The 21444-nt window shown below is 47.8% G+C and carries 11 protein-coding genes; 5 read left to right on the top strand and 6 right to left on the bottom strand.

The annotated features are described in order from the left end of the window. Positions 1–40 precede the first annotated feature (40 nt). The 6 genes from FEK66_RS11805 to apbC all read right to left on the bottom strand — a co-directional run bounded on the left by FEK66_RS11805 (position 41) and on the right by apbC (position 6831). On the bottom strand, positions 41–1075 hold the full coding sequence (locus FEK66_RS11805) for a putative fimbrial-like adhesin protein (protein ID WP_135407320.1): 1035 nt from the start codon (positions 1073–1075) through the stop codon (positions 41–43). A 15-nt stretch (positions 1076–1090) separates the two neighbouring features. Further along, positions 1091–3571, bottom strand: a complete 2481-nt coding sequence (locus FEK66_RS11800; RefSeq protein ID WP_135494491.1) for a fimbrial biogenesis outer membrane usher protein — start codon at positions 3569–3571, stop codon at positions 1091–1093. A 15-nt stretch (positions 3572–3586) separates the two neighbouring features. Then, positions 3587–4261: a fimbria/pilus periplasmic chaperone gene (locus FEK66_RS11795; protein ID WP_138211465.1), complete on the bottom strand. Its 675-nt coding sequence runs from the start codon at positions 4259–4261 to the stop codon at positions 3587–3589. An 87-nt stretch (positions 4262–4348) separates the two neighbouring features. After that, positions 4349–4891, bottom strand: coding sequence for a fimbrial protein (locus FEK66_RS11790; RefSeq protein ID WP_130206998.1), 543 nt, complete (start codon positions 4889–4891; stop codon positions 4349–4351). 290 nt (positions 4892–5181) lie between these two features. Then, positions 5182–5463, bottom strand: a complete 282-nt coding sequence (locus FEK66_RS11785) for a DUF2574 family protein (RefSeq protein WP_135494493.1) — start codon at positions 5461–5463, stop codon at positions 5182–5184. A gap of 258 nt (positions 5464–5721) precedes the next feature. Then, positions 5722–6831 carry an iron-sulfur cluster carrier protein ApbC gene (apbC, locus tag FEK66_RS11780; RefSeq protein WP_130207002.1) on the bottom strand — a complete coding sequence of 370 codons (1110 nt, stop codon included), beginning with the start codon at positions 6829–6831 and terminating at the stop codon, positions 5722–5724. 167 nt (positions 6832–6998) lie between these two features. Between apbC and metG the strand changes: the two genes are divergently transcribed. From metG to yehK, 5 genes are all read left to right on the top strand, one after another. Continuing rightward, positions 6999–9032, top strand: coding sequence for a methionine--tRNA ligase (gene metG, locus FEK66_RS11775; protein ID WP_135494495.1), 2034 nt, complete (start codon positions 6999–7001; stop codon positions 9030–9032). A 140-nt stretch (positions 9033–9172) separates the two neighbouring features. Next, positions 9173–12970 carry a WGR and DUF4132 domain-containing protein gene (locus FEK66_RS11770; protein WP_135494497.1) on the top strand — a complete coding sequence of 1266 codons (3798 nt, stop codon included), beginning with the start codon at positions 9173–9175 and terminating at the stop codon, positions 12968–12970. A gap of 12 nt (positions 12971–12982) precedes the next feature. After that, positions 12983–16744: a WGR and DUF4132 domain-containing protein gene (locus tag FEK66_RS11765; RefSeq protein WP_135494499.1), complete on the top strand. Its 3762-nt coding sequence runs from the start codon at positions 12983–12985 to the stop codon at positions 16742–16744. Between the two features lie 9 nt (positions 16745–16753). Beyond that, positions 16754–20401 carry a DUF4132 domain-containing protein gene (locus FEK66_RS11760; protein ID WP_135494501.1) on the top strand — a complete coding sequence of 1216 codons (3648 nt, stop codon included), beginning with the start codon at positions 16754–16756 and terminating at the stop codon, positions 20399–20401. 60 nt (positions 20402–20461) lie between these two features. Continuing rightward, entirely contained in the window at positions 20462–20779 is a 318-nt protein-coding gene (gene yehK / locus FEK66_RS11755; protein ID WP_131161438.1) for a protein YehK, read from the top strand. The last annotated feature ends 665 nt before the right edge of the window (positions 20780–21444 follow it).

Raw genomic sequence — 21444 nt, 5'->3', positions numbered from 1 at the left:
TTATTTTTTATTATTAGCCACTTGCTCGTCTTGCTTGTTATTAGTCGTATTTCACGTTGATTAATGCGGTTGCCTGCAGTGCGCCAGATTTTACTTTATTTTTATCATAAACATAGTAGCTGGCAGTTACCGGAATTGAGACCGTTGTATCTGTAATTTTTGACTTCGCCGCAATTTCTTTTAAATTTGTGTATCCTTTACTGCTGTCAGTGATATTTAAAAATGTGACTGGCGAACCATTACTTTCAAGAATAAATCCTACACCATTATCTTCCGCACCTTTAAGGATCGTGTTACTACTGCCCAACAAATCAGAACTTGATAAATACATCTGCATTTTCCGTGATGTTTGATTCTGTTGGCCTAATAAATTTTTACAACGCAGAACAATATTCCCTTTGTTACTGTTAATTGATGTTTTATTGCCAGCTTCTGGTAGTTGTGAAACAGGTATACTCTCTAAAGTAATTAATAAATCATCAGGTTTGCAGGTTGTGTTTAACGGGTTGTATGACAATGTCAGATTAAAGGAATAGACACCTGCATTTTGAGCCAAGGCATTTCTGTAGCTATTTACACATGCATCCCATGACTTCCCACCTAATAAACACAGTAAAAATTGTACTGCGGCACTCCCACGCGTTGTTGAGGAAGCACTGGATAATGTCGCGACTCCATTAATCATCACTGAACCGCCGCCCCCCGCAGAAACATTCACTTTTGCATTACTGGTCGCAGGTGTCACCGTTACCGAATAACCACTGGTGAAACTGGTCTGGTTATTTGACAACGTGATGTTGTTTTTGTTGGTCCATTCAAAATGTAAATTTAATTTAATGGTATCGTTATAAAGCCCAACAATAATATCCGACGGACTCATGGGAGTGATAGTATTTGTACTCACGCATGACGAATCATTAAAATTATGCTCATATGTCGCCGTTTGTGTTTGAGTAAGTGCAAAATCCCCCTGAACAACCAAATTGTGCTGCACGGATAGTTCACCATAACATGCCGCATAGCTCACGGGGATAACCATCATCATTAATATAAATAGCATTATACGAATTTTCATAGAACCACCTGACTATTACTGGCAAATATAATTTCTACTTTCATCAATCTCTTTACCGAAGGTGATTGTGCATGAAAGCCCTTGTTGCTTATCAATTGCCACATTAACCGATGGCGGTACGTCATTAGTGCGAATAAATATCTGACTTCCCTGGCCGACAACACCAATATTGTGACCGTGGATATCATTGACTTCATAACCAAACGTTAATGGTTGCCCATCCGCTCTTGACGCTTTTATAAACCAGGGCTTGCGCTGATCGGTATCAAAATTAACCAATACAACCGCGCCGCGATAAGGTGCGGCAATTTTCCGGTTACCGCGCAATTCTGCTTCGCTATCGCTTTGCGACACATCCAGCATCAGGTGATTTTCCCGATAAGGTGTCATTCCGTCGTATACCACCACTCCATTACGGTTTGTTGTGCGATATTTTTGCCCATTGACATAAGCATCTTTAATTCCTGGCGCCTTCATCACAGCAAACGTTTCGGAAAGACGGTTCGCCAGATTAACGCCACCCGACCAGGCGACAATGCCCCCTGAAACACTTGCTCCAGCCTGTCGATAAGTACTCGACTGACTATAGCTGCCATTCACTGTTGCCACCGGCGCGTTCCAGGTTAAATTCGCTCCAGCTGTCGTTTCATTTCCCTGGTGTTGATGGCTCAAGTTGATCCCATAGTTAAACTGATCGCGATTACCAACGGTTCCCGATAATCCGGTATTATTTGAGGAAAAACCCTGATCATCAAAGGTCGTTGAGTTAGACATATATATTTGTCGCCGCGACGTCGTAACGTCATCACCCCAGTCAAAGGGAATCGATATAAAAATATTAAAACGTTTCTCTTCGGCGTGGTTCTCGTCATACGCCTGGCTTGCCGCGAGGGTATAGCTTATCTGCCGCCAGTTATTGGAATAACTCAGTTGATAATCTTTACTACTGCCACTGCGCCCCCAGTAATCACGCCATAAAGTACTTAATGACACAGATCCCCAGCCTTCTGGCAATGACTGACTCATATTGGCGGAAAAACTATTTTTGCGACCAAAATCATTCTGGTAATAATCGGCAATGTCATAGACATCGTTTTTATCACGACGATAATTATCTTTATTATTTGCCCACACATAATCGTTAAACGTCCGGTAATCACGCGACGAATAACGCCAGGCCGCCAGACCAAAACGCGTCGACGTTTGGCTCACAAATTTGTTGTAGGCAATTTGATAACTTTGCCCGTCAAACACATCACCATTGTCTTGTTTACTGTGCGATTTAGTTGCATCGACTGAAATTGCGCCAATGCGCGTGTTCCAACCTGTTCCGAGGGTAAACGCGTAGTAATTATTAGCAACCATCGTGCCGCCATACAGCGTCAATAAATTATTAAAACCATACTGATAACCTGCCTGGACAAAATCACTTTGCTTGCTCGCACCTTCAATATGACTACGGCCCGCTGCAAAATCATATTTTGATACGCCAGGTTGCAGCATATTAGGTACTGCCGCATAAGGCACCAGATATGTAGTCACAGAACCATCGGCTTCCTTAACACTCACATCAAGATCCGCACCTCCGCCCGCTAACTGCAAATCACTAATCGAAAACGGGCCAGGTGGAACCTCTTTCTGATAAACGACAAAACCGTTCTGTTCAATAGTTACCAACGCGTTACTCTGGGCAATCCCCTGTACCCGTGGGGTAAAATTTTGCCTCGAGTTTGGCAACATCTGCATATCACGAAATAACCGAACCCCGCTGAAGCGAACGGAATCAAATATATCGGCTGACGTGTACATATCACCAATACGCAGCGTACCGAGAATTTGAGAAAATCCACGCTCCAGATACAGTGTGTTGCTTTTCCACTCCCCTGGATTATTATCCGTTTTGCTAAAACTGGCATCAGAATGCAGCTGCCATCCCAGCAAATTTAGCCCACTGTTAAAACGCACATAGGTACTCTTACTATTACCCGAGGCTTTATAGTCACTGTAATACTGACTTACATAATAAGACGTATAAAACGCATTAATTCCCCGTTCCCAGTTTTCTGGCGGAACGTAACCATTTTCCAGTTCTTCGACCCAGGCTTGCGGGACAGCAAGATCCAAACGAAAAATTCCAATATCCCAGGCGTAGCTTCCACCCTGTACAAGTTGCTCAAATGTTAAACATTGTTTGTCGCGTGCAAAATTATCGCTATTTATACCTAACCGCTTTACAATTTCACGCGTCAGGCAAGTTTCATCTGGGTTATCTTTTACGATAATCTCATATTTTCCACGCCATTGCTTATTAACATAAATATCAATGTCGTACTGGCCGGGTAAAGGCTGATTATCATCAAGACGCAAATTTGTTACTTGCTCACCTTTCATTCCTCCCATCATAAAATGGGTGTCAAAGGTTTCTTCTGTTGCATGTGCTTCAATGCCGAGCAATAACGCGACTATTGCTGATGCAAGCGGGGTCATTCTCAACATAGGAAGCTCCTGCAATTAAATTTTGTCACTAATATAGTTGCCGTGATCATCGATAATGGTCAGTTGCCAACCATCCGTATTATTATTTTTTACACTGATATTCTGACTTTCTAGTGGTGCAATCATGATAGTTTCATAATTCACTTTGACATTATTAGCTTTAACGTCAGAAATCGTTACCCAATTTGGCGAGTCATTTTTTATGACTACGTTATTACCGCTACGACTCACCCGCAATTTTTTAAAGGTCGTTTTATTTACTGGGGCAACACCTGCAGGTCGGTAAAACAACTTGATTCTGTTTTGCATGGCAAATTTTAACGCATTCTTTCCTTCATCTTCTGGGCTATTCGGTGGAATATCCAGAACGTTTAGATAGAAAATACTCTCCTTATTAACAGGTAATTTATTAGGCATGATTTTAATTTTTATTTGTTGCCCAGAATTGGCCGCTACTTTCACTACTGGTGGCGTTAACATGAAAGGAACCTGAATCTTTTCTGGCGGCAGAGACGTGTCACCATCATCAATCCACGTCTGCACCAGCGAAGAGCGGTTTCCCTGATTCATCAGTTGTACCATGACTTCTTTCTGCTCTGCCGGGTAAATGATACGTGTCCCGAAAATAACCATTCCGGCATGCGCAGGAAATATCATAGAAGAGATGAGTAAAGATAATAATCCTTTCATCTTAATGCCTCTTATATTTATTCTGACCGCCATGAACATGGCGGCCATTTTAATTTGCTGAAAAAATAAGATGATTATTTTAAATGTTTAATCCTGGGCAACACGCATAACCAATGAAGAGTTAACAGTACCAGATGCAACACTACTGTCAGTCAACTTCAGATATTTTGCCTTAAACGGTATGGCATATTGCCCATCAGCAGTTTTATAACTTTCAATATTAAACGGTGCGGAAATATCCAGTACGTCACTACTATCACCCAAATAGAGATAGTATCCAACGGTGTCATTACTACTGGATATCGCCTTATCATTACCAAGAATTTTCTCGTTGGTGATCAATGAAAGTTTTACGCCATCAATAGTCTTCGGACAAGAAATTTTCAGCATACTGCTGGTTACACCAACCGCGTTATCATAAGTTGAATATTTCGCTTTACCATCAAATACAGTGGTTGGTACAGTCGGCATATTAATACTGACTGAATCACCACCAGCGACAAATGTACATGGAGATTCAGCAATATTACCTTTAATGGTTAAAGTTCCGGTATCTACTTCAGCAGCGAAAATACCAGCACTCATAAATACAGAAGATAAGACAGCGGCAGCAATAATTGAATTTTTCATAATGCATTCCTTAATAGGTTTATTTTGTTTTGTTAAGAGTCTGTATCTCTTGGAAACAAATTTCTCACACCCAAAAGGTTGCCGCAATGTAAACATATTGTTTTGTTGATTTAAAACAAATTAACTAATGCAATATAATTACAACAAATAATTCGCCATAACAAACATTTTTGAAACTGATTAATTACCGCAAATTACCGTAAATAACATTTATTAAATAAATAAAAAAGCCAAAATCATTCACGAGAATGATTTTGGCTTTCTAAATATGCTTAAACGGTGTTGCCAAATTAATCGTAACGATTTAACACGATTTTGCGTTTGTCATTATTACCCACAGCAACCACTTCTGTCGTAACGCCTTTTGCAGTAGAAGAAGCGCGATAGTTGGTTTCAACTCGTTGTAACAACCGCCCACAACGTTGCTGAAGATGATTATTAACAACATCCATACTGCATGTAGGGGAACTAATCCTGCCATTGATGGTTAATGTTGCAGTATCAGAAGAGAACGCGGGTGATGCTAGTCCATAAGCAAGAAAAACAACTCCTGACAACCAATACTTATTCATTGAACGTTATCCCTGTAGTAAAGGTTATGCCGGGTAGATTGAGTGCATAACAAACTATAGCTGTACATCCGCTACACAGCCACGAGGGATGATAAAGAGACAGTGCTTGCACAATCAATCGCCTTTGTACAGTTTCGGACTAAAATCCGCTGAATATTCGCAGCATTAAAAAAGGGGTTATTAAAGCTGCAAAAAATTCACCGCATCAATTTAACATTGATGCGGTGAATGAATAATAACCAGAAAGATTAATACGCGTTATACGGCGCGAAAGGCAATCTCGCCAGGAATGACTTCGCCCTGCCAGTAGAGCTGGGCTGCAACACGGTCCGCCAGCTGGCGGTAGATAGCGGTAAATTCGCTCTCCGGACGGCTGATAACCGTTGGCGTGCCTTTATCGAGATCTTCACGCAGGGAGATGTGTAAAGGCATCTGCCCCAGCAGTTGCGTGTGGTATTTCTCTGCCAGTTTCTCTGCGCCGCCAGTGCCGAAAATCGGCTCGTGGTGACCACAGTTGCTGCAAATATGCACACTCATGTTCTCGACAATACCGAGCACAGGAACTTCGACCTTTTCAAACATCACGATGCCTTTTTTGGCATCAATCAGCGCGATATCCTGCGGGGTGGTGACCACGACAGCACCGGTTACCGGAATGTTCTGCGCCAGCGTCAGCTGAATGTCACCAGTTCCTGGCGGCATGTCGAGCACCAGATAGTCGAGGTCTGGCCATAAGGTTTCTTGCAACATCTGCATTAGCGCCTTGCTGGCCATTGGACCCCGCCATACCATCGCATTGTCGTCAGTGACCAGATAACCAATTGAATTGGTTGCCAGGCCATGAGACATAATCGGTGCCATGTGAGTACCATCCGGCGAGGTTGGACGCTGATTTTCCGCCCCCAGCATGGTTGGGATTGATGGGCCGTAGATATCGGCATCCAGAATACCAACTTTCGCCCCTTCTGCCGCCAGTGCCAGCGCCAGGTTTACCGCCGTGGAGGATTTACCCACGCCGCCCTTACCGGAACTGACTGCAATAATGTTCTTCACGCCATTAATACCCGGCTGATTCTTCACGCGTTTCAGAGTGGCGATGTTATGCGACAATTTCCAGTCGATAGCTTTCGCCCCGGTGATACGCAGCAATTCGGCGCTACATTGCTCTTTTAACTCTTCAAACGCACTATGCCAGACAAACGGCATAACCAGTTCCACATGCAACGTGTCGTCCATCCAGGCAACATGGTGCAACGCTTTTAGCGTAGTGAGGTTATGCTTGAGGGTTGGGTGCTGAAAATTGGCCAGTGTCCCGGCGACCATTGCGCGCAGGGCTTCTGGTGATTTGGCCTGGGATTGTTCGTTCATCCCGACTCCTTATTTATAAAGATAACTTATCGCTATTAGTTTACCTGAAGTTAACAGCTAAGTACTTACCTAATAATGCATCATAAGATGCTTGCACAGGACTTACGTAACCATGCCCCATTTGGTACTATCTAAGCCCTTTTCACTACAAAGAAGTAATGCCTACTATGACTCAAGTCGCGAAGAAAATTCTGGTAACGTGCGCACTGCCGTACGCCAACGGCTCAATCCACCTCGGCCATATGCTGGAGCACATCCAGGCTGATGTCTGGGTCCGTTACCAGCGAATGCGCGGCCACGAGGTCAACTTCATCTGCGCCGACGATGCCCACGGTACGCCAATCATGCTGAAAGCCCAGCAACTTGGTATCACACCGGAGCAGATGATTGGCGAAATGAGTCAGGAGCATCAGACTGATTTCGCAGGCTTTAACATCAGCTACGACAATTACCACTCTACGCACAGCGAAGAGAACCGTCAGCTGTCGGAGCTTATATACAGCCGCCTGAAAGAGAACGGTTTTATTAAAAACCGCACCATCTCTCAACTGTACGATCCGGAAAAAGGCATGTTCCTGCCGGACCGTTTTGTAAAAGGCACCTGCCCGAAATGTAAATCACCGGATCAATACGGCGATAACTGCGAAGTCTGCGGCGCAACATATAGCCCGACTGAATTGATCGAACCGAAATCGGTGGTTTCTGGCGCTACGCCGGTAATGCGTGATTCTGAACACTTCTTCTTTGATCTGCCCTCTTTCAGCGAAATGTTGCAGGCGTGGACTCGCAGCGGCGCGTTGCAGGAGCAGGTGGCAAACAAAATGCAGGAATGGTTTGAATCCGGCCTGCAACAATGGGATATCTCTCGCGATGCGCCTTACTTCGGTTTTGAAATTCCGAACGCACCGGGCAAATACTTCTACGTCTGGCTGGACGCGCCGATTGGCTACATGGGTTCCTTCAAGAATCTGTGCGACAAGCGCGGCGACAGCGTAAGCTTCGATGAATACTGGAAGAAAGATTCCACCGCCGAGCTGTACCACTTCATCGGTAAAGATATTGTTTACTTCCACAGCCTGTTCTGGCCTGCCATGCTGGAAGGTAGCAACTTCCGCAAGCCGACCAACCTGTTTGTTCACGGCTATGTGACAGTGAACGGCGCGAAAATGTCCAAGTCTCGCGGCACCTTTATTAAAGCCAGCACCTGGCTGAATCATTTTGACGCCGACAGCCTGCGTTACTACTACACGGCAAAACTCTCTTCGCGCATTGATGATATCGATCTCAACCTGGAAGATTTCGTTCAGCGTGTGAATGCCGATATCGTGAACAAAGTGGTTAACCTGGCCTCCCGTAATGCGGGCTTTATCAACAAGCGTTTTGACGGTGTGCTGGCAAGCGAGCTGGCTGACCCTGAGCTGTACAAAACCTTTACCGATGCCGCTGAAGTGATTGGCGAAGCGTGGGAAAGCCGCGAATTTGGTAAAGCAGTGCGCGAAATCATGGCGCTGGCTGACCTGGCTAACCGCTATGTCGATGAACAGGCTCCGTGGGTAGTCGCAAAACAGGAAGGTCGCGATGCTGACCTGCAGGCGATTTGCTCAATGGGCATTAACCTGTTCCGTGTGCTGATGACATATCTGAAGCCGGTTCTGCCGAAACTGACTGAACGTGCAGAAGCATTCCTGAATACGGAACTGAGCTGGGATGGTATCCAGCAACCGCTGCTGGGCCATAAAGTGAATCCGTTCAAGGCGCTGTATAACCGCATCGACATGAAACAGGTTGAAGCACTGGTGGAAGCATCCAAAGAGGAAGTAAAAGCCACTGCTGCACCAGTTACTGGCCCGCTGGCAGACGATCCGATTCAGGAAACCATCACCTTTGACGACTTCGCCAAAGTTGACCTGCGCGTGGCGCTGATTGAAAACGCAGAGTTTGTTGAAGGTTCTGACAAACTGCTGCGCCTGACGCTGGATCTCGGCGGCGAAAAACGTAATGTCTTCTCCGGCATTCGTTCTGCTTACCCGGATCCGCAGGCACTGATCGGGCGTCACACCATTATGGTGGCCAACCTGGCACCACGTAAAATGCGCTTTGGTATCTCCGAAGGCATGGTAATGGCTGCTGGTCCTGGCGGGAAAGATATCTTCCTGTTAAGCCCGGATGCTGGTGCTAAACCAGGCCATCAGGTGAAATAATCCCCCTTCAAGGCGCTGCATCGACAGCGCCTTTTCTTTATAAATTCCTAAAGTTGTTTTCTTGCGATTTTGTCTCTCTCTAACCCGCATAAATACTGGTAGCATCTGCATTCAACTGGATAAAATTACAGGGATGCAGAATGAGACACTTTATCTATCAGGACGAAAAATCACATAAATTTTGGGCGGTGGAGCAGCAAGGCAACGAGTTGCATATCAGTTGGGGCAAAGTCGGCACCAACGGGCAAAGCCAGGTAAAAAGTTTTGCTGATGCTGCTGCGGCGGCAAAAGCGGAACAGAAGCTGATCGCAGAGAAAACGAAAAAAGGCTATGTGGAAGGCGATTCGGCAAACGTATATATCCCTCCAGTCACCAAAGCCACTCCTGAAGTTAAAACTCCCCCTGTGAGTCAAAATAAACGCCCATGGCTGGCTGATGATGCAGTCATTCCGGTAACTGACGATATTAATCGATTTGCTTTTCCTCATCGCCGCAGGCCAAGAGAAATTAATTATCCGCGCAATAAAGGAGAGATATGGAAGCGTATTGCAGATAACACCAATGCATATGATTTAAAACAATACTACAGTTCTTATCCGGAAAACTGGAAGCAGGCGTTTGCCGAATTACAGTTGCGAATCCGGGATAATCTACAGACAGGGAGTGCGCAGTCTGACGCAGCATTACTCTGGCACTTTAGGAACTCTTACTCTGCAGATGAACTGGTCGATGACTTAGTCATTCGCTGTGGTCTGGAAAGTGCCGTTGAAATTGCCCTTCTCGCTCTTCAACTAAAATATAAATCAGTAAAAGGCGTCGTCACGACCATTATTCCTCCAGCTCACGAAGCAGAATCACTACCGAATTGGCACCAACGACTTTGTCATCATCTTTCACTCGCCTCAGAAGATGAGTGGCAACGCTGTGTAGATAAAGTACTCACCGCCATTCCAACGCTATCCCCGGCACGGCAACCTTTTGCGGCGTTACTGCTCCCTGAACGCCCAGATATTGCCAATGCTATGGCTCTACGCTATGCAGACCAAAACGTTCCGGCGATGACCTGGTTAAGACTGGTGGTAACCGATGATGCCGCTCTGACTACAGCGGAAAAATACGACTTCCCGCCATTACATCGTGATTTTCGCGCTTATCTGGCAATGTTGCTGGCAAATAATGGAATTCGCGGTGCAGGCCGTATACTTACTGAGTTTATGGAAGAGCATTCTGACAATCCCACTTATCTCTTCGAGCGCATCAGCGAGACTGAAAATCTTGTCAAATGGCTATGGAAAACGAACCACCCGGATGCGATTCAAATTCTGATCCTCGGTGTGATTGGCAAGAAAAAGCACCTGGAATACTTAAGCAAAGCTTGTCACAAACATCCCGCTGCGGCTATTGCCGCTTATGCAACTTTGCTGGCAATACATGAAGATAAAGACTGGCGTAAAGCGCTTATCAAACTGATTACCGCCACGCCAGAGTTAGTCACTGACGTCATTCCCTGGGTTAATGCTAAGGCGGCAGGCATCTTATCTGAATGTCGTCCTCAGTCAGTAGCTGAAGAATGTGATTACGCCACTGCGGATATGTTGCCGGAGTTATTTGTCGCTCCACCGTGGGTAATAAATAAAAAGAAAAATGTAATACCCGTATTTGATTTAACTGTGCTTCCTGTTCCTGCCGTCACGGATATCACACCAGGAATTACAGAGTTAATCAGTCATACTGACATATCCAGATTCAGTGAAATCGCGCAATATCAGGCATCACAGCAAACCTTATTTACCGATCTGCCACTAATTGAAAAAGAAAGTTGGGAGACATCTTTCATTCCTTTTACACCAGAACAACAAATCCTTTGGCGACTGGGGTTTAAGGAGTGGCACAGAACCGGAGAAGAACAATACGAAAAAAAAATAATGCCACAAAGCGCAGTTGACGCCCTGTTACGTTTCGATTTCCCTGCGCTGAAAGCTGAGTTTGCGAAATACCATAACAAAGGAAGCAGACACTGGCAGTTGTACGCGCTCTGCTTCCTACCCACTCAGCATGCTATTTCTTTTCTCAATCAAATAATTAATGAAGAGCAATTCTCCGGCGAGAGAGAAATTCTGGCGATCTTTGGTAATGCGGCCATTCCTGCGTTTATGAAATGTCTGCGACGTAAGCCACAACAGTTGTGGATATTCACCCTCTTCCTGGGCGTCAGCGAATTAGCATTACCGATGGCGCAGCGATTACAGAAAAAAATGTCTGCTGAAGATGCCCGAAAATGGCTGGCTAATTTCCCACGCCATGCCGCCGCCGGGCTACTGCCTGTGGCACTGGGCAAACAGGGAAAAGATCGTGATTGTGCTCGCCAGGCGCTCCGCCTGCTAGTGAAATTAAACCAGCGAGAAACGATTGAGGAAATCGCCCAGGGGTATAACCAACCTGATGTTTTAGCTACGCTGGCAACATTATTTGATAGCGACCCGCTGGAAGAATATCCCGCAAAAATCGCCCCACTGCCCGGCTTTTATGAGTTCACCTTATGGCGCAGACCTCGGCTTAAAAGTAACAACCTGCCTCTGCCAGATGACGCTATGCGCCACCTCGGCACAATGTTGAGCTTTCCACGCGACATTACCTCCTACGCTGGGCTGGCGATCATCAAAGAGACCTTCACCCGCGAATCACTGGCTGACTTTGGCTGGGATCTGTATACCGCCTGGACGGAGGCTGGCGCTCCCGCAAAAGAAAACTGGGCATTTACTGCGCTTGGGATTTTAGGCAATGACGACACCGCGCGTAAATTAACCCCGCTTATCCGTGCCTGGCCTGGGGAATCCCAGCATAAACGGGCGGTTTACGGGCTGGATGTGTTAGCCAGTATCGGTAGCGACATTGCGCTAATGTTGCTTAATGGCTTTGCGCAAAAGATTAAATTCGTTGCATTACAGGAACATGCCCGCGAGAAAATCAACATAGTTGCTGAAAACCGTGGGCTGACTATGGCTGAACTGGAAGACCGCCTGGCACCGGATTTAGGACTTGATATCAACGGCTCGCTGACACTGGATTTCGGCCCACGTCAATTCACCGTTAGTTTTGACGAAACTTTAAAACCCGTGGTTTGCGACGCAAACGGCAAAGTCCTGAAAGATTTACCCAAACCAAACCAGAGCGATGAAAAAGCTCAGGCAACTGACGCGGTTAATCTCTTCAAACAGTTGAAAAAAGATGTACGCGCCATAGCCAGCCAGCAGATTGATCGTCTGGAACAGGCTATGTGCCAGCGCAGACGCTGGACGGCAGAGCAGTTCCGCCTGTTCCTGGTGGAGCATCCGCTGGTACGTCACTTAACCCGACGGCTGTTATGGGGGGTATATAGCGATGAAAACGCCCTTATGACATGTTTCCGCGTGGCAGAAGACAGCACTTACAGCGATGCGCAGGATGAGCTATTCACGCTGCCAGCAGGAAACATCGGTATTCCGCATGTGCTGGAAATCCCCCCTGAATCCGCCTCTGCATTCAGGCAAATTTACGCTGATTACGAACTGCTTCCCCCTTTCCAACAGCTTGATCGTGGTTGTTACCACCTTACGGACAATGACCGTAATATTCACGAACTGACACGCTGGCAAGGACGGCTTTGCCAGGCTGGTCGCATTGTCGGTCTGGAACGCAAAGGCTGGCAACGTCTGGAAGAAAGCGGCAGCGTCTATGCGATGCGCAAATCTACCCTTTATGGCGCTCTCGAACTTGAAACAGAACCTTTTTCATTAATTTATGGCGAAACGGGGTATAGCGACCTGCTGCCTGTTGAAAGCGTAAAAATCACCGCACTTGATGATCGCTACGGTAAACAATCCTCACTCACTTTCTCCATGCTCGACGACATCACCGCCAGCGAGCTGATTAACGATATTGAATCACTGTTTGATTAAAAGGACTTTGCAATGAAAACCTATATTTATCATGACGAAAAATCACATAAATTCTGGACGGTGGAGCAGCATGGAAACGAACTGCATATTAGTTGGGGTAAAGTCGGCACCAACGGGCAAAGCCAAGTAAAAAGCTTTGCAGATGCTGCGGCGGCGGAAAAAGCGGAACTGAAGCTGATTACGGAGAAGGTGAAAAAAGGCTACGTAGAAGAAGTATCCGTGATGGCACAGACGTCTGCACCCGGCCAGGTTATTGAATGCCCTGAAATTGCCCCTTTGCCACAAGACAAACCAGCATTTGCTGGTGACCTCCTCCCCTGGCTGGCAGACGGCGCCCAAATCATTTTACCGACAGAGGTTGCGCCAACCACACTCAGTCATCGACGCTGGCCTGGCGATCCGGTGCAGCTGGAGGATGAATTAACCCTGCTACGCACCGTCGCCGCGAATACTCACCGACGTTTTAAAAAGGTGATGACCTTCAATTACAGCACCTGTTCACTGGACTGGCAGCAGGCGATTACACAAGCAGTAGACCTTATCGACTCGCCGATTAGCACCACGCTACCACCGATGGTTCTGGCGGTACTGGTTGCGCTGGAACAAGGCTTCAATCGTAACGATCATGAAGAGCTAATGGATCAAATTGTCCAGGAAGGTGGTCTGGAATATGCCACTGAGGTTGTCATTGCATTGCAATCTATCCGCGGTGGTTGGGATTATGATGCCCATCTCATTACGTTTACCCCAGATAACAAGCCACCGGGCTGCCTGTCACGTTTTGCCTCGGTTGAAACGCGCCTGCGTAAACATCTCTCACTAGCAAATGACGATGTATGGCAGCGTTGCGCCGACAAACTGATTACTGCGCTTGGAAACATGCCCGCCTGGAACCAGCCGCTAGTTGCGTTATTGTTGCCTGAAAAACCAGAAGTAGCTCATGAGATAGCCAGACACCTTTGCGCACAAAAAGGGTTATATGCGCTGGAATGGCTAAAACTGACGGCCGCCGACAAGCAGGTATTGGCAGAACTGGGAAAATACTATCCAGGACAGCCTGGGCAGGTATTTGATGATTATTACGGTGGTAAAATCTGGTGCGCAACGATACTCAAGGAGCAAGGTGTCGCTGCGCTGGCCCGTTTTGCTCCTTACGCTGCTGGTGACACATGTGGTGAAGTGTTGATGCATGTCAACCACCCGCAAGCACTTACACTACTTATCCATGCAAGCGAGCAGGGAAAGCGTTGCCACGATCGCATGACAAAGGTTTTCGTTCGCTTTCCACATGCAGCGCTGGCGGCATTAGCAGAACTTCTGGCACAAAAAGATGTAAAGCGCTGGCGCATGATGCTAATGACAATGCTTATCTCGCAACCTGCACTAGCAGACCGGGTCATACCATGGCTATCTACACCCGCAGTTGAAGTGCTGAAATCATGCCTGCAACAACTGACACAGCCCTCAAACCATGCCTGCGCCGATATGCTGCCTGCCGTATTAGTCTCGCCCCCGTGGCTTTCGAAAAAGAAAAAATCTGTAATGTCGGTATTGGATTTCACGCCATTATCGCTGGACTCATGCTGCACATTGACCGAGGCGGCAGAAAAAGAGATTCATGCAGGGCATCGCTGGTACGCACATCAAATAGACATCGGCCAAAAAGAGGATATTCAGGACTACCTGACACGTCTGGGTTTCAATCGCTGGAATAATGGTCACTATATGAAAGCGCCTGATGCTGTTGTAGAGATTTGGCAGAGGGGAGATTATTCCGCGCTGATCGGCGAATTTAAAACCTTCTGGCGCCCCTATCAACGGGAATGGCAGCTTTACATGTTAGTCGCCCTGCCTATCGAAAAAACAGCGCAGGCGTGGAATGTCCTTAGTAAAGAGCCACACGTCGGTGTCGAGTTTGTCATGACGCACCTGCAACTCGCTGGGTTACAGGGTTTTATTCACTCCTTTTCACGCTATCCGCAAGAAGCGCTGCCTGTAGCACAATATTTTGCGGCTATCGAATTAGCGCCACTGATCGCCCGCGCCTTCAACAAACTCAAAACATTACGACAAGACGCCCGCACCTGGCTGTTGAAGTACCCGGAACATGCCATTACCGGCCTGCTGCCTTCGGCGCTCGGCAAATCCGGTGAAGCCCAGGATAACGCCCGCGCTGCCTTGCGTATGCTTACTGAAAACGGTCATCAGCCATTACTGCAAGAAATCGCCCGGCGTTATAACCAGCCGGAAGTAACCGATGCGGTGAACGCTCTGCTTGCGCTCGATCCCTTAGATAATCACCCGACAAAAATCCCCACTCTTCCGGCCTTTTATCAGCCATCGCTCTGGAACCGCCCGGTATTAATAGCAAATGCCCAATCACTGCCAGATAGCGCCCTCCTCCACCTCGGTGAAATGCTCCGCTTCCCTCAGGAAGAGGTGCTGTATCCGGGATTATTGCAGGTGAAAGACGCCTGTACCACCGACTCACTGGCTGGATTTGTCTGGGATCTGTTTACCGCCTGGCTGACTGCGGGAGCTCCGTCGAAAGAGAGCTGGGCGTTCAGTGCGTTAGGTGTTCTCGGCAACGATGACACCGCCCGCAAACTGACGCCATTAATCCGCGCCTGGCCTGGCGAATCCCAGCATAAACGCGCCACCGTTGGGTTGGATATTCTCGCAGCTATCGGCAGCGATATCGCCCTGATGCAGCTTAACGGCATCGCCCAGAAACTGAAATTCAAAGCATTACAGGAGCGGGCAAAAGAGAAAATTGCCGATATTGCCGAGAGCCGCGAGCTCACGGTCGCGGAGCTTGAAGATCGCTTAGCGCCCGATCTCGGTCTGGATGATAACGGTTCGCTGCTGCTGGATTTTGGCCCACGCCAGTTCACCGTCAGCTTTGATGAAACCTTAAAACCTTTTGTGCGTGATGTTTCCGGCAGCCGCCTGAAAGACTTACCTAAACCCAATAAAAGCGATGATGAAACACTGGCAGACGACGCTGTTAACCGCTACAAACTGCTGAAAAAAGACGCGCGTACCGTTGCTGCCCAGCAGGTGGCAAGGCTGGAATCCGCCATGTGCCTGCGCCGCCGCTGGTCGCCGGAAAACTTCCAGCTCTTTCTGGTTGAGCATCCGCTGGTACGCCACTTAACCCGCCGTCTGATTTGGGGCGTTTATAGCGCCGACAACCAGCTACTGGCTTGCTTTCGCGTGGCTGAAGATAACAGCTACAGCACCGCTGACGATGACCTTTTCACTTTGCCGGAAGGCGATATCTCTATTGGTATTCCTCACATTCTGGAGATATCACCGACGGATGCCGCCGCCTTTGGGCAGCTTTTTGCCGACTATGAACTGTTACCGCCGTTCCGCCAGCTTGACCGTAACAGTTACGCGCTGACAGAAGCCGAGCGCGATGCCAGCGAACTGACCCGCTGGGCAGGCAGAAAATGCCCGAGTGGTCGGGTCATGGGGCTGGCGAATAAAGGTTGGGTGCGTGGTGAACCGCAGGATGGTGGCTGGATCGGCTGGATGATCAAACCTCTGGGCCGCTGGTCGTTAATCATGGAAATCGATGAAGGCTTTGCAGTTGGTATGTCGCCAGCCGAACTTAGCGCCGAGCAACTCTTAAGCAAGCTGTGGCTATGGGAAGGCAAAGCAGAAAGCTATGGCTGGGGGAGTCATTCAACTCAGGAAGCGCAGTTCTCCGTACTCGATGCCATCACCGCCAGCGAGTTGATTAACGATATTGAAGCTCTGTTTGAATAAGGAAAGAGCATGGACGAGGAATTACCGTGGCTGGCGGATAACGCCCAAGTGGAACTGAAATATAAAAAAGGCAAAACACCACTCAGCCATCGCAATTGGCCGGGCGAACCGGTGCCTGTTATCACTGAAAGCCTCATCCAGACACTGGGTGATGAATTGCTACAAAAAGCTGAGAAGAAAAAAAACATTATCTGGCGTTATGAAAATTTTTCACTGGAGTGGCAGTCCGCCATTACGCAGGCCATCAACTTGATCGGCGAACACAAACCCACAATCCCGGCCCGCACAATGGCGGCGCTAGCCTGTATCGCGCAAAAGGACAGCCAACAGTTGCTCGACGAAATCGTCCAACAAGAGGGGCTGGAATATGCGACTGAGGTGGTGATTGCACGCCAGTTTATTGCACGATGTTATGAGAGTGATCCTCTGGTTGTCACATTGCAGTATCAGAACGAGGATTATGGCTATGGTTACCGCTCAGAAACCTATAACGAATTCGATCTCCGACTGCGTAAGCATCTCTCTCTGGCAGAGGAAAGCTGCTGGCAGCGATGCGCCGACAAACTCATTGCCGCACTGCCAGGAATAACCAAAGTTCGCCGCCCTTTTATTGCGCTGATCCTCCCTGAAAAAACAGAAATCGCCAATGAGTTGGTAGGTCTTGAATGCCCGCGGACTCATTTTCATTCTAAGGAGTGGTTAAAAGTTGTTGCTACTGACCCCAAAGCGGTGAGAAAACTCGAACGCTACTGGAGCCAGGATATATTTAGCGATCGAGAAGCCAGCTACATGTCGCATGAAAACCACTTCGGCTACGCGGCCTGCGCTGCCCTTTTGCGCGAACAAGGATTGGCAGCCGTTCCGCGCCTCGCGATGTATGCGCATAAAGAAGATTGCGGCAGCTTGCTGGTGCAAATTAACCATCCGCAGGTCATCCGCACTTTGCTACTAGTTGCCGATAAAAATAAACCCAGCCTGCAACGTGTTGCTAAATTTAGTAAAAATTTCCCCCATGCAACACTCGCCGCACTGGCAGAACTGCTGGCGTTAAAAGAACCACCTGCGCGCCCTGGTTATCCCACCATCGAAGACAAAAAGCTGCCTGCACAGCAAAAAGCTCGAGATGAATTCTGGCATACGCTGTTACAAACGCTGATGGCATCGCTGCCACAACTGGCAGAAGACGTCATGCCATGGTTAAGTATTCAAGCCCGGACAGTGCTGAATAGTTATTTATCGGCACAGCCCAAACCGGTTATTGATAGCACCGATAACAGCAATCTGCCTGAAATCCTCGTTTCACCACCGTGGCGTGGGAGGAAGAAAAAGACTTCCATAACTCACTTTTCGCTGCCTGATCTTACGCTTGCACCGCAAACGTACAGGTCGCCGAATAAACACTGGACGCCGGAACAGCAAGCTGCAATTGACCATTTTAGCGCCATGTCTTTTGACGAACGTCTTGCTAACAGAGGGGCGGATACCTTCTTGCGGGAATTAGGTTTTGACGTTCATAGCCTGAAATTTAATAAGTGTCTTCTTAAAGGACAGTTGGATGCCTTTGATGCTCAGCAACTGCAAGAATACACATCAATAGGACTATTGCGTACTTATCACGCGCATCAGGCCAAATCTAAACAGTACCGGGAAGAAGCCACCAAATCATTACTTGCACAAGATAGCATTGCATTGATGGGAGGGTGGCGAACTTTTCAGCACGGATTTTACTATGGTAATGAAAAGCGTTGGGGGATTTGGAATCTGTACCTTATCGCGCAGATGCCGCGCGAAATGACGGTATCGTGCTGGCAACAAATTGTTGAGGCTGATTTTCATTACACCGGGGTGGAATATCTGTTAAGTGTGCTGGGTACCGATGCTTTGCCTGGATTAAACACCGCCTTTGCACGACATCCAAAAGAGATATTTCCGCTGCTGATTCATTTCGGCGCAACAGAACTGGCGCTGCCCGTTGCCCGCGTCTGGCACCGTTTTGCGGGCCAGCGTAATCTGGCACGCCAGTGGATTTTACAATGGCCAGAGCATACGGCTACTGCACTCATCCCTCTTGTCTTCACCAAATCCAGCGACAACAGTGAAGCCGCATTACTTGCCCTGCGTTTACTTTACGAACAAGGATATGGCGAATTGCTGCAAACTGTGGCAAACCGCTGGCAACGCGCTGATGTATGGCCTGCCCTGGAGCATTTACTTAAACAGAGTCCAATAGAGATTTACCCGGCACGCATTCCAAAAGCTCCTGATTTCTGGCATCCGGCAATGTGGTCCAGGCCTCGACTTATCACTAATAATCAGCCTGTTACCGATGACGCTCTGGAAATTATCGGCGAAATGCTGCGCTTTACCCTGGGGGGACGTTTTTATAGCGGGCTGGAACAACTGAAAACGTTTTGCCAGCCACAAACGCTGGCCACTTTTGCCTGGGATCTCTTTACCGCGTGGCAACAAGCTGGCGCCCCCGCAAAAGACAACTGGGCATTTCTGGCGTTAAGTCTCTTTGGCGACGAAAGCACGGCACGGGATCTAACGACACAGATCCTCGCCTGGCCACAAGAGGGCAAATCTGCCCGTGCTGTCAGTGGTCTGAATATACTCACCCTGATGAATAATGATATGGCGCTGATACAGCTGCATCATATATCGCAACGGGCGAAATCCCGCCCCTTACGTGATAACGCGGCGGAATTACTTCAGGTGGTCGCAGAAAATCGCGGGCTAAGCCAGGAAGAGTTAGCGGACAGATTAGTCCCAACACTGGGCCTTGATGATCCGCAGGCGTTGAGTTTTGATTTTGGTCCCCGGCAGTTTACCGTTCGCTTCGATGAAAACCTCAACCCGGTTATCTTTGATCAGCAAAACGTTCGCCAGAAAAGCGTTCCCCGGTTGCGCGCCGATGACGATCAACTGAAAGCGCCCGAGGCACTGGCCCGACTAAAAGGGCTAAAAAAAGATGCTACTCAGGTGAGCAAAAACCTGCTCCCGCGTCTTGAAGCTGCCCTACGTACCACCCGACGCTGGTCGCTGGCAGATTTTCATTCTCTCTTTGTTAATCATCCATTTACTCGCCTGGTTACCCAGCAACTGATATGGGGCGTTTATCTGGCAAATGAACCGCGACGTTTACTCAACGCCTTTCGTGTGGCTGCAGAGGGGGAATTCTGCAATGCACAAGATGAGCCAATTGACCTGCCTGCGGACGCCCTGATTGGCATTGCCCACCCGTTAGAAATGACAGCAGAAATGCGCAGTGAATTTGCACTGCTTTTTGCCGATTACGAAATTATGCCGCCTTTTCGCCAGTTGGCGCGGCGCACGGTACTGCTCACACCTGACGAGTCAACCAGTAACAGCCTGACTCGCTGGGAAGGTAAATCCGCTACCGTTGGGCAACTTATGGGAATGCGATACAAAGGCTGGGAGTCAGGCTATGAGGACGCATTTGTCTATGACCTGGGCGCGTACCGGCTGGTCCTTAAGTTTTCACCCGGTTTTAACCACTACAGTGCTGATAGCAAAGCGCTGATGAGCTTCCATTCTCTTCGGGTGTACCGTGACAATAAATCCGTCACTTTTGCCGAACTCGATACGTTTGATTTAAGTGAGGCGTTAAGCGCACCTGACGTCATTTTCCATTAAAACACAGCGGGCAGTGATGCAACTGCCCGTTATCTACACGACTTACCAGCGGGGAAAGCGATGATCGTGCAAAAAGAGCTGGTTGCTATTTACGATTATGAGGTCCCTGTACCTGAAGATCCGTTTTCCTTCAGACTTGAGATCCATAAATGCTCTGAATTATTTACAGGTTCCGTCTATCGACTGGAGCGATTCCGGCTACATCCAACATTTCATCAACGTGATCGAGAAGATGCTGACCCGCTAATAAATGATGCGTTGATTTATATAAGAGATGAGTGTATTGATGAGCGGAAATTACGAGGTGAATCACCTGAAACTGTAATAGCAATTTTTAATCGTGAACTACAGAATATATTCAAACAAGAAATAGAATAATATACTCTAAATAATTCGAGTTGCAGGAAGGCGATAAGCGAGTGAATCCCCAGGAGCTTACTAAAGTAAGTGACTGGGGTGAACGACAAATCCGCATGGAGTGGATTTGAACGCTACTTGTAGCGGCCCCGTAAGGGGCGAGGTCCATGGATGGGCCGAATAACCCGCAGTCGCAGCACATGCAACTTGAAGTATGACAAGTAAAGCTTTATTAAAGGGGGAAGCGGTATTCCCCCTTAGATGCGTTTCAATTTGCCCGTTACTTCAACAAATCAATCAACCGTAACAGAGCCACTAATAACTCCAGTACGGCAATGAGCACGGTTAACTTTTGTGTCAGCGTGTCCATCCGCTCTCCTTATTAAGGAGCGCAACACCAGTACCTTACCCTTACACTGCCTGTCGATACTGGTTTACGTATGTTGAGTCGCCATGTTGCACTCCGGATCAGGGCACCACCTGCGGCACCACCCGTCCGGTAGCCAGGACTTGAAATTGGTTCGATCCGGCGCAACTTCCCAACAGTCAGGATTATAAATCTCATTATCTTAATTGCAACACGGTCCAGAGGTGGTTATAATTCGTTCGTTGAGATGCCATGTTGCACTATCAGTAACTTAACATCAAAGTAGTAAATAAAAGAACCTGCCTCACCAGCAGGTTTT

It is taken from the genome of Escherichia sp. E1130 (assembly GCF_005781065.1).
Taxonomy (GTDB): Bacteria; Pseudomonadota; Gammaproteobacteria; order Enterobacterales; family Enterobacteriaceae; genus Escherichia.
This window is presented reverse-complemented; position numbering and strand designations above follow the sequence as displayed.

Bases quoted from the DNA above. Each gene is read 5' to 3' on its own strand.
- FEK66_RS11790 (WP_130206998.1), bottom strand. From the start codon at position 4,891: ATGAAAAATTCAATTATTGCTGCCGCTGTCTTATCTTCTGTATTTATG.
- FEK66_RS11800 (WP_135494491.1), bottom strand. From the start codon at position 3,571: ATGTTGAGAATGACCCCGCTTGCATCAGCAATAGTCGCGTTATTGCTC.
- metG (WP_135494495.1), top strand. From the start codon at position 6,999: ATGACTCAAGTCGCGAAGAAAATTCTGGTAACGTGCGCACTGCCGTAC.
- FEK66_RS11760 (WP_135494501.1), top strand. From the start codon at position 16,754: ATGGACGAGGAATTACCGTGGCTGGCGGATAACGCCCAAGTGGAACTG.
- apbC (WP_130207002.1), bottom strand. From the start codon at position 6,831: ATGAACGAACAATCCCAGGCCAAATCACCAGAAGCCCTGCGCGCAATG.
- FEK66_RS11795 (WP_138211465.1), bottom strand. From the start codon at position 4,261: ATGAAAGGATTATTATCTTTACTCATCTCTTCTATGATATTTCCTGCG.
- yehK (WP_131161438.1), top strand. From the start codon at position 20,462: ATGATCGTGCAAAAAGAGCTGGTTGCTATTTACGATTATGAGGTCCCT.
- FEK66_RS11785 (WP_135494493.1), bottom strand. From the start codon at position 5,463: ATGAATAAGTATTGGTTGTCAGGAGTTGTTTTTCTTGCTTATGGACTA.
- FEK66_RS11765 (WP_135494499.1), top strand. From the start codon at position 12,983: ATGAAAACCTATATTTATCATGACGAAAAATCACATAAATTCTGGACG.
- FEK66_RS11805 (WP_135407320.1), bottom strand. From the start codon at position 1,075: ATGAAAATTCGTATAATGCTATTTATATTAATGATGATGGTTATCCCC.
- FEK66_RS11770 (WP_135494497.1), top strand. From the start codon at position 9,173: ATGAGACACTTTATCTATCAGGACGAAAAATCACATAAATTTTGGGCG.